This is a genomic window from Pseudomonas sp. UBA4194 (genome assembly GCF_002379585.1).
Classification (GTDB): domain Bacteria; phylum Pseudomonadota; class Gammaproteobacteria; order Pseudomonadales; family Pseudomonadaceae; genus Aquipseudomonas.
This window is the reverse complement of the sequence record NZ_DFUE01000076.1, coordinates 22,721-36,193: the sequence shown is the minus strand read 5'-3', so window position 1 is coordinate 36,193 and position 13,473 is coordinate 22,721. Positions and strand designations below refer to the sequence as shown.

Below are 13,473 nucleotides of genomic sequence, written 5' to 3'. Positions count from 1 at the left end.
CTGCTCAGATCGGTTTTACAGACTGAAGTCTCCTTCCGCCGCCAGCTGGCTCAACGGCACCCTGGAACTTGGCAACTCCCGTCCTTGCAGGTATTCGGCCAACGAAGCCTTATCGCCCAACTTGCCAATGGCAATGGCTGCGTGCAGGGCGTATTCGGCCGGGATCTTCAGTTCAGCGCGGGTCTTGTCCTGATCGAACCCTGCCATGCCGTGGGTGTGCCAGCCGCTGATGCTGGCTTGCAACGCCAGATGACCCCACGCCGACCCCGTATCGAAGGTGTGCCACAGTGCAGGGGTTTCCTCGCTGGCACCGGGCGCGGTGAAGGTGGTCTTCGACGCGATGATCACCAGCGCCGAGGCATGCTGGGCCCATGAGCGATTGAATTCATTGAGCAGGCCCAGGTAGCGCTCCCAGTTCGGGGTGCCGCGACGTGCATAGAGAAAACGCCAAGGCTGCGAGTTGTACGCCGAGGGTGCCCAGCGCGCCGCTTCGAAGAAGCTGAGCAGGGTGGGCTCGTCGATCTCGACGGGTTCGAAGGCGCGTGGCGACCAGCGATTGATGAATTGCTCATGGATGGCATAGTCGGCGATACGAGGGTTGTCGCTCATGGCAGCATTCCTGGTGGGCTTAGGGAGCTAATGATTAGGGCGCAACCTACTGCGAATGGCCCTTGGCTGAGAAGTGCTTCCTACCGACAGTCGTCAGGGCTTGGCCGCGGGCATGCATCACACTAGACTGGCGGCCTTTTCAGACGCTGCCTCCGTCTGGACCGTCATTTTCGTACAGGACACCCGGTAACATGGCCGCCAAAGTCGAACCCTTCTGGATCCGCAAGACGCTCGAGCAACTCGACGCCGTCGAGTGGGAGTCGCTGTGCGACGGCTGCGGGCTGTGCTGCCTGCAGAAACTGGAAGACGAAGACGACAGCAGCGTCTATTACACCCGCATCGCCTGCAAGCTGCTGGACATGAAAACCTGTCAATGCAGCGATTACCCCCATCGCAAGCAACAGGTACCGGACTGTATCCAGCTTACGCCCGGTCAGGCTGACCAGTTCAAATGGCTGCCGCCGACGTGCGGATATCGGTTGGTGAGCGAACGTCAGGACTTGCCGCTGTGGCACCACTTGGTCTGCGGTGACCGCGAACAGGTGCATAAGCAGCGCATTTCCCAGTCAGGGAAGATGGTCAGCGAGAAAGATGTGAATGAGGACGATTGGGAGGATTATCTGATCTTCAGGGCGGGGTGATCGTGTCACCAGGGGAGTTGGCGGTGTCGGGGCGGGCGTCTTCGCGGCTGCACGCCGCTCCTACAAGGGCATAACGCTGTAGTAGCTACAGCCGCGAAGAGGCCCGCCCCGCAGAATCACGCCTTGGGCGGCACCACAGGCTCGTCGCCTGTTACGGTTGCGCCCTTGACGGCCGACTCGGCATTCTTTTTCAGGTTCACCAGCTCATCGCCCGCGCGCTCGATCTTGCTGCGGATATCGTCCAGATCGCGGCGGCTGTTTTCGATCAGGGTCTTCGCCGCGCTGTGGCCGGTCCAGCCACGCGCCAGGGCAACGCCGCCAATGGCAATCTGCGCCAGCCCCAGGATACCGCCGCGACGCAGCCCCTTGCCCACGGTGATGACGCCCACGAACAGCGAGCCCGCGCGCTCCCAGCCCTTGACGTTATGGTAGGTCGGTTCGGTAACGGACTTGATGACATCCAAGGTTTTGCTGTCGCTCATGTTCAATCTCCTGATAGGCAGTGATAACAAGCTGACTGCCAAAACGCGGAGCTGTTCCATCGGGCTTACTTGAATTTCGGTCCGGAGCGCGTGTTGTTGCCCTTGGCCATGCGGTCGTAGAGCACCACATTCACCGTGGCGGCCAGGTTCATGCAGCCGGTGGTGGGAATGTAGATGGTGTCTTCGCACCAGTCGCGCACGCTCTGGTCGAGGCTGCCGTCCTCGGGGCCGAAGATGTAGATGGCTCGATCCGGATGCGTGTATTCGGGCAATGGGCGCGCACCGTCCACCAACTCCACCGCCACCGGCGTGCAGCCCAGCGGGATGATCTTCTGCAGGTCGTCGATGCCGATCAGCGGAATATCGTAATGAATACGCTTGGTATCGGTGACGAAGTCACGGGCGCGCTCGTAGCGCTTACCGGTGTAGAACACCGAGTTGACCCCGTAGCAGCCGGCGGCCCGCATCACCGAGCCGACATTTTCAGGAGATTTGGGGTTGAACAACCCGATGCAACTGTACCTTTTGTTCGCCACGTGATCGCTCAGTCTTTCTTCATCAGTCCGGCCAGGGCCGCGAAGGGGTTGTGTGTCGCCTTGGCGATGGTCGGGCTGCTGGTGGAGCCTTCGGCGTAGTACTGCTGGTCGGTATAGCGCGAGTGCTCGTTGTCGTGGCAGTACAGGCACAGCAGCTCCCAGTTGGAGCCGTCCTGCGGGTTGTTGTCGTGGTTGTGGTCGCGGTGGTGCACGGTCAGCTCGCTCAGGCGCTTACCGGCGAACTCCCGAGCGCAGCGGCCACACACATGCGGGTACATCTTCAGGGCCTTGTCGCGGTAGCCGCTTTCGCGCTCGCGCTGGGCATCGGCCAGGATACGATCGAGCTTGGCGGTATGGGGAGTGGACGAACTCATGGGGTTCACCTCGGATAATGACGGTCAGGCGTCATTCTACCGGTTTTCCCAAGCGCCCGCGTGGCCCGCGCAAGCGCCGAGCGGGCCCTGCCGACAGGCGCCGGGACGTGTATACTGCGCGCCGGTTTTTGAGGTCCCCCTGATGAGTACAGAAGATCCCCGTTTCGCCGGTATTGCCCGCTTGTATGGCCTTGAGGGCATGCAGCGCCTGCGTGATGCTCACGTGGCCATCGTTGGCGTAGGCGGCGTGGGTTCCTGGGCCGCCGAGGCAATCGCGCGTACCGGGGTTGGCGAGATCTCGCTGTTCGACCTGGACGACGTTTGCGTCAGCAACGCCAATCGCCAGTTGCATGCGCTGGACGGTACCGTGGGCAAGCCCAAGGTGGAGGTCATGGCCGAACGCCTGCGCGGTATCAATCCGGACTGCAAGGTGCACGCCGTGGCGGACTTCGTCACGCGCGACACCATGGCCGAATACATCACGCCGAACATCGATTGCGTGATCGACTGCATCGACAGCGTCAATGCCAAGGCCGCGCTGATTGCCTGGTGCAAGCGCCGCAAGATTCAGATCATCACCACCGGTGGCGCGGGCGGGCAGATCGATCCGACCCTGATCCAGGTCTGTGACCTCAACCGCACGTTCAACGACCCACTGGCTTCCAAGGTGCGGTCTACCCTGCGCCGTGATTACGGTTTTTCGCGTACGGTAACCCGCCATTACAGCGTGCCTTGCGTGTTCTCCACCGAACAACTGCGTTATCCCAAACCTGACGGCAGCATCTGCCTGCAGAAGAGTTTTGTCGGCGATGGCGTGAAGCTTGACTGTGCCGGTGGCTTTGGCGCGGTGATGATGGTGACGGCGACCTTCGGCATGGTGGCGGCGACCAAGGCGGTGGACAAGATCGTGGCCGGGGTGCGGCGGCCTGCTGACCGGGTCAAGTAGCAGGTGCAAGGGTGGCGCAGGGGATTTTTGCTGCGTTCATCAGGGCCCCATCGCGGGTAGAACCCGCTCCCACAGAGTCCCGTGCCTGACACTGGATCTAAGGCATACCACAGATCTCACAGGGTTCTGTGACCTATCCAGACCTAAGGCACACCACAGACCCCAAAGGATTCTGGGACCTATCCAGACCTAAGGTGCACCACAGATCCCACAGGGTTCTGGGACCTATCCCAGACCTGAGGCACACCCCAGACCCCACAGGGTTCTGGGACCTATCCCAGACCTAAGGCACACCACAGATCACACAGGATTCTGGGACCTATCCCAGACCTAAGGCACACTACAGATCACACAGGATTCTGGGACCTCTCCCAGATATACGGCTCACCGCAGATCCCTTGTGGGAGCGGGTTCTACCCGCGATGGCCGCGACGCGGATTTCAAGTCAACGCCGCCATCCGCTGCAACACCGCATTCAACCCATTGCTGCGCGAAGGCGACAACTGCCGCGCCAGCCCCAGCGCTTCAAACCAACCCGCAAGGTTCAGCGCCCGCAGTTCCTGCGAACCGAGCCCCTGAACCCGTACCAGCAGCAACGCCAGCAAGCCGCGAATCATCCGGGCATCGCTGGCCGCCCTGAAATGCCAGCCTTCGTCGCGCTGCTCCACCACCAGCCACACCGTGCTCTCGCAACCGTGCACGCGATTGGCCTCTACCTTCTGCTCGTCGGTCAGCGGCTCCAGCCGCTCACCCCATTGCATCAGCAGCCGCGCGCGCTGCTCCCAGCCTGGCGCCTGGCTGAAAGCTTCCAGCGCCTGTTGCGCCTGCGCAGAAAGGCTCATCGCAGTATCTCCAAGGCTTTGTCCAGCCCATCAAAGAAGCGTTGCAGATCCCCAGAGTCGTTGTACAACCCCAGTGATACCCGGATGGCGCCGCCCAGACCCAGGTTATGCATCAGTGGCATGGCGCAGTGGTGCCCGGCCCGCACGGCGATGCCCTGATCCGTCAACAAATGCGCCAGGTCGGCATTGTGCACGCCCTGCACCACGAAGCTGGCGAGGGCCACTGCCGGGCTGCCCAGCAGGTCGATCCCGTCGCGATCGTTCAGGCCACGCAACAACTGCTGATGCAGGGCTGCTTCATGGGCGGCCACGGCGTCAGCATCCAGGCCGCTGAGATAGTCCAGGCTGGCCCCCAACCCGATCACCCCGGCGATCGGCGGCGTGCCCGCCTCGTAGCCCAGCGGCGCCGGGTGAAAGGTAGCGCTCTGATAATCCGCCTGGTGCACCATCTCACCGCCGAACTGCCAGTGCTGCAATCGTGCAAGCGCCTCGCGACGGCCGTACAGCACACCGACACCCTCCGGTCCATAGAGCTTGTGGCTGGAAAACACATAGAAGTCGCAGCCCAGTTGCTGCACGTCGTGGCGACCATGCACGACGCCCTGAGCACCGTCGATCACGGTCAGCGCCCCTTGGGCTTTGGCCATGGCCAACAGCGGCGCCAGCGGTTGCCAGGCACCCAGCACGTTGGACAGTTGAGTCACTGCCAATAGGCGAGTGCGCGGCCCGATGATATGAGCTGCGGCTTCGATGTCGATCACGCCAGAAGGGGCCAGGGGCAGTACCCGCAGATTCAGGCCGCCGCGCTTGGCCAACTGCTGCCAAGGCAGCAGATTGGCATGATGCTCGGCCGCGCTGATCACCAGTTCATCACCGGCGCTGAATTCGCCGGCAAGGCCGTATGCCAGGAGGTTGAGCGCACTGGTAGCGCCGTGGGTAAAGATGATGTCCTGTGATGCCCGGGCATTGAGCCACTGCGCTACCTTCTCCCGAGTGCACTCGAAGGCCTGGGTGGCCAGGGCGCCGGGCAGATGCTGGGCACGATGAACATTGGCAGCACCATTGGCGTAGTAGTGGCCGATGGCATCGAGCATTGCCTGTGGTTTCTGGGTGGTGGCAGCGTTGTCCAGATAGGTCTGGTGCTGGCGGTGCAGGGCGGCGATGGCTGGAAAGTCAGAGCGCCAGGGGGAGGCATGAAACATGGTGTGAGGGCCCCGGGCAAAGGGCCCGGCAGATGCGCCGGGCCCTGTATCGCCACTTAGTTGTGAGCGTGCAGCGCTTCGTTCAGCTCGATGGCGGACTTGTGGGTTTTGCACTCCACGGCACCGGTCACCGAGTTGCGACGGAACAGCAGGTCAGGCTGGCCGGCCAGGTCACGTGCTTTCAAGGTTTTGACCAACTGGTTCTGCTCGTCGAGCAGGGCCACTTTGGTGCCTGCGGTGATGTACAGGCCTGCCTCGACAGTGTTGCGGTCGCCCAACGGGATGCCGATACCGGCATTGGCACCGATCAGGCAGCCTTCGCCGACCTTGATCACGATGTTGCCGCCGCCGGACAGGGTGCCCATGGTGGAGCAACCGCCGCCCAGGTCCGAACCCTTGCCGACGAATACACCGGCCGACACACGGCCTTCGATCATGCCAGGGCCTTCGGTGCCGGCGTTAAAGTTGACGAAGCCTTCGTGCATGATGGTGGTGCCTTCACCGATGTAGGCACCCAGGCGCACGCGAGCGCTGTCGGCGATACGTACGCCGGCAGGAACCACGTAGTCGGTCATTTTCGGGAATTTATCGACTGAGAACACTTCCAGCAGTTCGCCCTTGAGGCGCGCTTCGAGTTGACGTTCGCCCAGCTCGGCCAGGTCAACCGCACCCTGGCTGGTCCAGGCGACGTTTGGCAGCAGCGGGAAGATGCCGGCCAGGCTCAGACCGTGGGGCTTGGCCAGGCGGTGCGACAGCAGATGCAGCTTGAGGTAGGCCTCGGGGGTGGAGGTCAACGCAGCGTCTTCGGCCAGCAGGGTGGCGACCAGCGGCTTGTGACTTTCGGCCAGACGGGTCAGCAGGGCAGCCTGGGCAGGGTCGACGTTCTTCAGCGCCTCGGCCAATTGCGAGGCCTGGGTGTTGCTGAAGCTGATGGCCTGGTTGCCGCCGGTGTAGCCCAGGATTGGGGAAATCGCGTCGATCAGTGCAGCGGCCGGATTGACCAGTGGCTGGGCGTAGAAGACTTCCAGCCAGGTGCCTTGACGGTTCTGGGTGCCGACACCGAAGGCCAGGCTGAACAGGGAATTGGACATGAAGATACCTCTTGCAGAATGAGTGCGGGCCGGGCCGTGGTTATTCGAGGGCCGCCGCGTAGATGTCGGGCTTGAAGCCAATCAGGGTCTTGCTGCCGAGCTCCAGCACCGGGCGCTTGATCATCGACGGCTGAGCGAGCATCAGCTCGATGGCCTTGGCCTGGTCGATGTCGGCCTTCTGTTCATCGCTGAGCTTGCGAAAGGTGGTGCCGGCCTTGTTCAACACCACTTGCCAGCCGTGCTCGTCACACCAGCGGGCCAGGTGTTCACGGTCGATGCCCGCGCTCTTGTAGTCGTGGAAGCCGTACTCCACCTGGTGCTCGTCGAGCCAGGTGCGGGCCTTTTTCATGGTGTCACAGGCTTTGATGCCGTAGAGAATATAAGCCATTGATCTAGGAGGGGCTACGAATGCTCCCCACAGTCTCCCGAAAACGAATCGCGGAATTATGCGGCATCGGATGTGTCAACGCCATGACTCTATGGTGACAAGGTTTGATCCAGGCCCATCCAGACCTGGCGTGCAGATGAAACCTCGATGTGAAACCTTGTCGCAGCGCTCCACGTTGTCACAAGTCGTTACCATGGGTGCATCTGTCGAATCAGAAGGAAATCCGCTGCAATGCAAACTGCCTACACCGTGCTGATCTTGCTGATGCTGGTCAGCGTCTCCCGGTTGGTGGCGAGGGTGATCCCGCTGCCGCTGCCCCTGTTGCAGATTGCTGCCGGGGCCATCCTGGCCTGGCCCACCCTGGGCCTGCACGTGGCGCTGGAACCGGAGCTGTTCCTGTTTCTGTTCCTGCCGCCCTTGCTGTTCTCCGATGGCTGGCGCATTCCAAAGCGTGACCTGTGGCACTACCGTGGCCCGGTATTGATGCTCGCCGTGGGGCTTGTATTGTTCACCGTGCTGGGCGCTGGTTGGTTCATTCATTGGCTGTTGCCGGACATTCCGCTGCCGGTAGCCTTCGCCTTGGCCGCGGTGTTGTCACCGACGGACGCCGTGGCGGTCTCGGCGATCGCCCAGGACCGCTTGCCGACACCGCTCATGCGCATTCTCCAGGGTGAAGCGCTGATGAACGATGCGTCGGGCCTGGTGACCTTCAAGTTCGCCCTGGCGGCGGCTATCACGGGTGTGTTCTCGATCGCCGATGCCAGCGTGACCTTCGTCCTGGTGGCGGTAGGCGGCCTGGCTATCGGCGTCGCGCTGAGCTGGGTGGTGGGGCGCTTGCGCTTGCTGATGATCGCCCGCGGCTGGGATGACCCGGCCACTCACGTGGTGTTCATGTTGTTGCTGCCGTTCGCCGCCTATGTTCTGGCCGAGCGTCTGGGCGCGTCGGGCATTCTTTCGGCCGTGGCCGCAGGCATGATGCAGAGCTGGCTGGACCTGCTGCCGCGCCAGACCCGCACGCGCATTCTCAACCGCAGCGTATGGTCGCTGCTGGAGTTCGCCTTCAACGGATTGATCTTCCTGCTGCTGGGTTTGCAACTGCCCGACATCATCAAGGCGGTGGTCAGCCACGAGCCCACCCTGTGGCCCGCGCTGCTGTGGCGCTGCCTGGAGGTGGTGGCAATCTTCTGCGTACTCCTGGCGCTGCGCTTCGTCTGGGTGCAAAGCACCTGGCGGTCCATCGCGATCGTGCGTCGCCTGCGGGGCAAGAGTGGCCTGACCAAGGTGCCGGACGCCCGCTCCTGCTGGTTGCTGACGGTCGGTGGGGTGCGTGGGGCGGTGACCTTGGCCGGTGTGCTGTCGGTGCCTCTGCTGATGGCGCCAGGGCAGGACTTTCCCCAGCGTGACCTGCTGATTTTCATTGCAGCAGGCGTGATTCTATTGTCGCTGGTGGCAGCATGCATTGCCTTGCCGCTCCTGCTGCGCGGGGTTGTGGCCAGTACCGACGATGGTGGGCGTGAAGAGGTTCGCGATGCCTGGCGGCGTATCGCCGATGCCGCGATACGCTCGCTGGAAGAGGAGGAGCCGGCCGAGAAAGCGGCGGGTCAGGATGCCGCCCAGGCAGCTTTGGCCACCGAGCTGAAAGGGCGGATCATGTCCGAATACCGTCATCAGCTGGACGTATTCAACGACTCCGCCGAAGCTCAGGCGCTGGCACGCCAGATGGATCAGTTGGAACGGCGGCTGCGCATCAAGGCGCTGCGCGCGCAGCGCCTTGCACTCTACGACCTGCGTAGACGCCACTTGATCGGCGATGAGGCGCTGCGCGAAGTGCTGGCGGAGCTGGACATGAACGAAGCCAATCTGGGACAGGGGCGTTGATCCCATTGCGGGTATGCATGCATACCCGCGAGCCTCAGCGCACCGCCACCAGGCTCAGCAGATGCTCTCCCACCCAGGCGAATTGCCCGGTCACTTCATAGCCGTGGTCGAACTCCGGCGACAGCGACGTCAGCAGGCGCATGCGCGCGCGGCCGTCGGCGGACCACTGCAGAACTTCGGCGTGCTCGAAATAGAATCGTTGCCCCACCAGCGGATACAGGGCCTTGAACAGACTTTCCTTGAGCGAGAAGGTCAGCGTCACGCACAGCGCCACCTGGGCCGGGTCCATCCGCTGAATCTCCGCAGGGGTCAGTATCTCGGCGGCCAGTCGTTGCGCGCGAGCAGCGGGCATCAAGCTTTCGGCGTCGAGTCCCAGACCCCGCCAATCCTGCTTGTGTGCGACCACCGCGGCGGCCCAGCCGCTGCTGTGGGTGATGGAACCGGCAATGTCCGCTGGCCACACCGGCGCGCGGTCGTCACCGATGGCGGGCACCCTGTCCAGCCCCGCAAGCGCGCGCAAGGCGTCGCGAGCACAGAGCCGACCGGCGAGGTACTCGGCCTGACGCTTGGCGACCGAACGCTGAACCGACGGTGGAGGTTCGATGCCGCAGCGCTGAAAGTCATCTGCGCCCAGTTCGCTGGAGGCGAAGCGGCTGCTCAGCAACAGGGCTCCGGGTAGCGCATCGGGTAGCGGCCAGTGCTGTCGGGGCGGGGAGAGGCAGGGGGGCAGGGTAGTGTTCATGAGGCGCATTTTGCCCAGCGTCGCGCCGGATGGGAACCGGCTTCACTCACCCCGGGTTTCACCGGTGAACACCAAGGTGTTGCGGCAGCGCCGACACAGGTACCGGCGGCCTTGCCGGACCATGCCGTGGCGCTGGGCGGTGAACGGGAAGTCGCTGCCGTCGCAGGGGCACTTGTAGATGTATCGTGTCACCCGGCGGCGCTTGACCTCGTAGTTGTGGCAGCGATTGGGCGGCAGTTCGTACACGCCGCGCATGATCAACTGCCATTCCTGGCCGTGGGGCTGGATGCTGTCGCCGAACAGCTGATGCGCCACCAGATGGGCAACTTCATGCGCCACTGTTTGCTTGAGAAAGTCGTCGGCATTTTCGCGATAAAGCTGCAGATTGAAGCGCAGCAGGTTTTCATGCAGGTGCGCCACGCCAGCTTTCTGTCCACGCAACTTGAGGCTGACCACCGGGCGTTTGAACGGGCGCTTGAAGAAAGCTTCGGCTTGCAGGTAGCAGGATTCGACGCGGGTATTGAGTTGCTCGGGCATTCTTGAAGACACTCCAGATGGGGCGATTATGCCGTATGTGGGGTGGCGTGCCGAGCCGCTTGTCGGCGATTGCTGCGTAGGGTGCCCTTGCCTCGACTGTCCTGCGATACACCTGGCCCCGCAAACCGCGTAAAATACCCGGCTTTTGTCACACACCTCGCGGATTCCAGCGCTATGGGCACTCTTTCAGTCAACCAGAACAAACTGCAGAAACGCCTTCGCCGCCAGGCCGGGGAGGCCGTCGCCGATTTCAACATGATCGAGAATGGCGACAAGGTCATGGTCTGCCTGTCCGGCGGCAAGGACAGCTACACCATGCTCGACGTGCTGCTGCACCTGCAGAAAGTCGCACCGATCCAGTTCAGCATCGTGGCGGTGAACATGGACCAGAAGCAGCCTGGGTTCCCCGAGCACGTGCTGCCGGCCTACCTCGAGCAACTGGGTGTGGAATATCACATCGTCGAGAAAGACACCTATTCGGTGGTCAAGGAGTTGATCCCGGAAGGCAAGACCACCTGCTCGCTGTGCTCGCGCCTGCGTCGTGGCACGCTGTACACCTTCGCCGACGAAATCGGCGCGACCAAGATGGCCCTCGGACACCACCGCGACGACATCGTCGAGACGTTCTTCCTCAACATGTTCTTCAACGGCTCGCTCAAGGCCATGCCGCCCAAATTGCGCGCCGATGACGGGCGAAACGTGGTGATCCGGCCGTTGGCCTACTGCAGCGAAAAGGATATTCAGGCCTATTCGGATTTCAAGCAGTTCCCGATCATCCCCTGCAACCTGTGTGGCTCGCAGGAGAACCTGCAGCGCCAGGTGGTCAAGGACATGCTGGTGGAATGGGAGCGCAAGACGCCAGGGCGCACGGACAGCATCTTCCGAGGCCTGCAGAATGTGGTGCCGTCACAGCTGGCGGACCGCACCCTGTTCGACTTCCAGAATCTGCGCATCGACGAAAACGCCCCCGTACGCATCGCCAACGTCATCAACCTGTAGCCGCGGCATAAGCCGCGTCCCTGGACCGTGCAGCCGGCTTGCGCCGCTGCTACGTTTTTTCGGGGGCGGCGGTGAGGACTTGCACGCTTAGACGCGGCGTGGCCAGGTCCAGGCCGGCCTCGTCCAGCTGGCGCTTGAGTGCCAGGTTGAACGCCCGCGACACCTCCCATTGCTTGATCGGCCCGGTCTTGAATCGGGCACGCAGGATGGCCGTGCCCGACTCGAAGCTTTCGACCCCTTGAAACTCCAGCGGTGACCAGATATCACGCCGGTGCAGAGGGTCGCTGCGCATTTTCTGCCCAACCTCGCGCATCAGCTTGATCGCGTCGTCGATGCCCATGCTGTGCGGCACCGCCACGCGGAAGATCGCGTAGCCGAACTCACGGGAGTAGTTCTTGATGCTCTTGATCTCGCTGAACGGGATGGTGTGCACGATGCCGTCGATGTCGCGCAGGCGCACGGTGCGGATGGTCAGGCCTTCGACCGTGCCTAGATGCCCGCCGACATCCACGTAGTCGTCGATGGCCAGGGAGTCTTCGATGATGATGAACAAGCCGGTGATCAAGTCGGCCACCAGGGACTGTGCACCGAAGCCTATCGCCAGGCCGATCACACCGGCACCTGCCAGCAGCGGCGTGACGTTCATGCCCATGTTGGCCAGGGCGACGATGGCGGCAATGATGAAAATGGTCACGAACAGCACGTTGCGGATCAACGGCATCATGGTCTGTGCGCGGGCATTGGCCAGGCCTTTGCGTGAGCGGGTCAGGGCGTGGTGAATGCCGGTGTCGGCCAGAATCCACACCAGCCAGGCCAGTATCAATGTGCCCACCAGGCTGGCCAGCCGCACGCTGATGTCGTGGCCGTCGCCTTCGGTGAAGCCCACCAGTGACATGCCCCACACGCGCAGGCCGAGGTCGATGAAAACCACCCAGATGATCATGTGCAGCAGGGTGTAGCAGAAACTGCGCAAGCGGTCCGAATAGAGCGCATGGCGCTTGGGCCCCTTGGCCGGGCGCAACGAGTGCCGGCGAATGAGGCCGTTGATCACCATGCACAGCACCAACAGCACGGCGCACATCAAAGACTGGCGCAGCGCGGTGCTGGTATCGCCAGCGGAGAAGAAGGTGGCGAACAGCGAGATCCCCACCAGCACCAGCGCGGGCAGGTACCAGAAACTGCCGAGGATCTCGATGGTGTCACTCAGGGCTCGGCGGGTAAGGCGTCGGGACAACGGCTGGTTACGGATCAGGTGCGCGATAGGCCGTCGAAAACGCAGAATGAACAGCCCGGTGGACAGCGCTGCCAGCACGTTGGCCACGGTCGCCGTGGTATGCGCCAGGTGCTGGCCCAGTGCGGCCATCATCCGTGGATCGCTCAACGCCTCGCCGAAGGCCGCGAAACTGCCGATCAACCACAGGGGCCGGAACGCCTTGTGGCGCAGGATATTGAGCGCGCGATGACGGTGAGGGCCATCGAGCAGCGAGAACGCGATCACGCAGATGGCCGAGAACAGCGTGCCCACCACCAGGGCATAGGCCAGCACCATGGCCAGGCTCTTGCCCAGCGACGAGGGCAAGGCGTAGCCCACGTAGACCGTGATGATCAGTGCCACCAGCCATGGCCCCAGCTTGCGCAGGGCGAAGCGCAGCAGGTCGAGGGTGCGCGGATGCTGGGGCAGTTCCTCGGACAGGCCGAAGCGGACCCGAACGCGGTGACTGATCCAGATCAAACCATAGGCCAGCAAGCTCCAGACCATGATGATCAGCAGAAATCCGCCAATGATCGGCGGCCACTCGGCCATGGGCAGTGCCAGAGCCTGCAACTCGTCGCGGGCCAGCGCGGCTTCTTCGTCCCAGCGCTTGAATGGGCTGTTTTCGCCGGTAAATTGCTGGTCCAGATGGCCCAGCACGCCACCGATCATGCCCAGCACGCCTTGCTCGGCGGCAGGCTGGGCCTGTTGGGTGCTGTCGCGAAGCTTCTTCAGATCACTCAGCAGCCGGGTCCGCTGCTGGTCGTTTTCCAAGGTCTGGATCACCTGGTCCAGGGACTGACCCAAGGGTTGTGCGGGTTGCTCGGCAGGTTTGCTCGAGCTGCCGCCCAGCAGGCTCGGCAGGCCGACAGCGTGGGCAGTGACCGGAAGCAAAAGGAGAAATGCGAGCGCCAGGCGCAGGAATAGGGCCATCAGTTGGATCACCTGTTGATC

General features: G+C 62.8%; 15 protein-coding genes. 4 read left to right on the top strand and 11 right to left on the bottom strand.

The window, feature by feature from the left end; genetic code table 11:
- Positions 1-15: 15 nt before the first annotated feature.
- On the bottom strand, positions 16-609 hold the full coding sequence (locus tag B3397_RS18525) for a nitroreductase family protein (RefSeq protein ID WP_296252914.1): 594 nt from the start codon (positions 607-609) through the stop codon (positions 16-18).
- Between the two features lie 191 nt (positions 610-800).
- On the opposite strand from B3397_RS18525, the gene B3397_RS18520 reads away from it, so the two are divergent.
- Complete coding sequence (locus tag B3397_RS18520; RefSeq protein ID WP_296252912.1) at positions 801-1,250, top strand: YcgN family cysteine cluster protein; 450 nt, start codon at positions 801-803, stop codon at positions 1,248-1,250.
- A gap of 116 nt (positions 1,251-1,366) precedes the next feature.
- On the opposite strand, the gene B3397_RS18515 is transcribed toward B3397_RS18520, so the two are convergent.
- From B3397_RS18515 to B3397_RS18505, 3 genes are all read right to left on the bottom strand, one after another.
- A complete protein-coding gene (locus B3397_RS18515) occupies positions 1,367-1,732 on the bottom strand; it encodes a YgaP-like transmembrane domain (RefSeq protein WP_296252911.1) in 366 nt (121 codons plus the stop codon).
- Between the two features lie 65 nt (positions 1,733-1,797).
- Positions 1,798-2,268: an RNA methyltransferase gene (locus B3397_RS18510; protein ID WP_296252908.1), complete on the bottom strand. Its 471-nt coding sequence runs from the start codon at positions 2,266-2,268 to the stop codon at positions 1,798-1,800.
- 8 nt (positions 2,269-2,276) lie between these two features.
- Positions 2,277-2,642 carry a YajD family HNH nuclease gene (locus B3397_RS18505; RefSeq protein WP_296252906.1) on the bottom strand — a complete coding sequence of 122 codons (366 nt, stop codon included), beginning with the start codon at positions 2,640-2,642 and terminating at the stop codon, positions 2,277-2,279.
- A gap of 142 nt (positions 2,643-2,784) precedes the next feature.
- On the opposite strand from B3397_RS18505, the gene tcdA reads away from it, so the two are divergent.
- Positions 2,785-3,588, top strand: coding sequence for a tRNA cyclic N6-threonylcarbamoyladenosine(37) synthase TcdA (gene tcdA, locus B3397_RS18500; protein ID WP_296252905.1), 804 nt, complete (start codon positions 2,785-2,787; stop codon positions 3,586-3,588).
- 440 nt (positions 3,589-4,028) lie between these two features.
- On the opposite strand, the gene B3397_RS18495 is transcribed toward tcdA, so the two are convergent.
- Genes B3397_RS18495 through B3397_RS18480 form a run of 4 tightly spaced genes read right to left on the bottom strand, consistent with a single transcriptional unit; the run spans position 4,029 to position 7,111 of the window.
- A complete protein-coding gene (locus B3397_RS18495) occupies positions 4,029-4,430 on the bottom strand; it encodes a SufE family protein (protein WP_296252903.1) in 402 nt (133 codons plus the stop codon).
- Positions 4,427-5,632, bottom strand: coding sequence for an aminotransferase class V-fold PLP-dependent enzyme (locus B3397_RS18490; protein WP_296252902.1), 1,206 nt, complete (start codon positions 5,630-5,632; stop codon positions 4,427-4,429). Before B3397_RS18490 ends, B3397_RS18495 begins: the two co-directional genes overlap by 4 nt.
- Before the next feature lie 56 nt (positions 5,633-5,688).
- Positions 5,689-6,723, bottom strand: a complete 1,035-nt coding sequence (gene dapD, locus B3397_RS18485; protein WP_296252900.1) for a 2,3,4,5-tetrahydropyridine-2,6-dicarboxylate N-succinyltransferase — start codon at positions 6,721-6,723, stop codon at positions 5,689-5,691.
- Positions 6,724-6,763: 40 nt separating this feature from the next.
- Positions 6,764-7,111: an ArsC family reductase gene (locus B3397_RS18480; RefSeq protein WP_296252898.1), complete on the bottom strand. Its 348-nt coding sequence runs from the start codon at positions 7,109-7,111 to the stop codon at positions 6,764-6,766.
- A gap of 231 nt (positions 7,112-7,342) precedes the next feature.
- Here B3397_RS18480 and B3397_RS18475 point away from each other — a divergent pair, with 231 nt between their 5' ends.
- Entirely contained in the window at positions 7,343-8,989 is a 1,647-nt protein-coding gene (locus tag B3397_RS18475; RefSeq protein WP_296252897.1) for a Na+/H+ antiporter, read from the top strand.
- Positions 8,990-9,023: 34 nt separating this feature from the next.
- On the opposite strand, the gene B3397_RS18470 is transcribed toward B3397_RS18475, so the two are convergent.
- Positions 9,024-9,740 carry a 4'-phosphopantetheinyl transferase family protein gene (locus tag B3397_RS18470; protein WP_414704410.1) on the bottom strand — a complete coding sequence of 239 codons (717 nt, stop codon included), beginning with the start codon at positions 9,738-9,740 and terminating at the stop codon, positions 9,024-9,026.
- 33 nt (positions 9,741-9,773) lie between these two features.
- Positions 9,774-10,268, bottom strand: a complete 495-nt coding sequence (locus tag B3397_RS18465; protein ID WP_296252894.1) for a SprT family zinc-dependent metalloprotease — start codon at positions 10,266-10,268, stop codon at positions 9,774-9,776.
- A 174-nt stretch (positions 10,269-10,442) separates the two neighbouring features.
- Between B3397_RS18465 and ttcA the strand changes: the two genes are divergently transcribed.
- Positions 10,443-11,267 (top strand): tRNA 2-thiocytidine(32) synthetase TtcA, encoded by an 825-nt coding sequence (gene ttcA / locus B3397_RS18460; protein WP_296252892.1) that lies wholly within the window; start codon positions 10,443-10,445, stop codon positions 11,265-11,267.
- Between the two features lie 49 nt (positions 11,268-11,316).
- Here ttcA and B3397_RS18455 read toward each other — a convergent pair whose 3' ends face one another.
- The gene (locus B3397_RS18455; RefSeq protein WP_296252890.1) at positions 11,317-13,452 is read right to left on the bottom strand and encodes a mechanosensitive ion channel family protein; all 2,136 of its coding nucleotides are present in this window, start codon (positions 13,450-13,452) and stop codon (positions 11,317-11,319) included.
- Positions 13,453-13,473: the final 21 nt, after the last annotated feature.

What these genes read in the sequence shown, in the direction of transcription:
- B3397_RS18525 (WP_296252914.1), bottom strand. Translation starts at nt 609, where the DNA reads ATGAGCGACAACCCTCGTATCGCCGACTATGCCATCCATGAGCAATTC.
- B3397_RS18520 (WP_296252912.1), top strand. Translation starts at nt 801, where the DNA reads ATGGCCGCCAAAGTCGAACCCTTCTGGATCCGCAAGACGCTCGAGCAA.
- B3397_RS18515 (WP_296252911.1), bottom strand. Translation starts at nt 1,732, where the DNA reads ATGAGCGACAGCAAAACCTTGGATGTCATCAAGTCCGTTACCGAACCG.
- B3397_RS18505 (WP_296252906.1), bottom strand. Translation starts at nt 2,642, where the DNA reads ATGAGTTCGTCCACTCCCCATACCGCCAAGCTCGATCGTATCCTGGCC.
- tcdA (WP_296252905.1), top strand. Translation starts at nt 2,785, where the DNA reads ATGAGTACAGAAGATCCCCGTTTCGCCGGTATTGCCCGCTTGTATGGC.
- B3397_RS18495 (WP_296252903.1), bottom strand. Translation starts at nt 4,430, where the DNA reads ATGAGCCTTTCTGCGCAGGCGCAACAGGCGCTGGAAGCTTTCAGCCAG.
- B3397_RS18490 (WP_296252902.1), bottom strand. Translation starts at nt 5,632, where the DNA reads ATGTTTCATGCCTCCCCCTGGCGCTCTGACTTTCCAGCCATCGCCGCC.
- dapD (WP_296252900.1), bottom strand. Translation starts at nt 6,723, where the DNA reads ATGTCCAATTCCCTGTTCAGCCTGGCCTTCGGTGTCGGCACCCAGAAC.
- B3397_RS18480 (WP_296252898.1), bottom strand. Translation starts at nt 7,111, where the DNA reads ATGGCTTATATTCTCTACGGCATCAAAGCCTGTGACACCATGAAAAAG.
- B3397_RS18475 (WP_296252897.1), top strand. Translation starts at nt 7,343, where the DNA reads ATGCAAACTGCCTACACCGTGCTGATCTTGCTGATGCTGGTCAGCGTC.
- B3397_RS18470 (WP_414704410.1), bottom strand. Translation starts at nt 9,740, where the DNA reads ATGCGCCTCATGAACACTACCCTGCCCCCCTGCCTCTCCCCGCCCCGA.
- B3397_RS18465 (WP_296252894.1), bottom strand. Translation starts at nt 10,268, where the DNA reads ATGCCCGAGCAACTCAATACCCGCGTCGAATCCTGCTACCTGCAAGCC.
- ttcA (WP_296252892.1), top strand. Translation starts at nt 10,443, where the DNA reads ATGGGCACTCTTTCAGTCAACCAGAACAAACTGCAGAAACGCCTTCGC.
- B3397_RS18455 (WP_296252890.1), bottom strand. Translation starts at nt 13,452, where the DNA reads ATGGCCCTATTCCTGCGCCTGGCGCTCGCATTTCTCCTTTTGCTTCCG.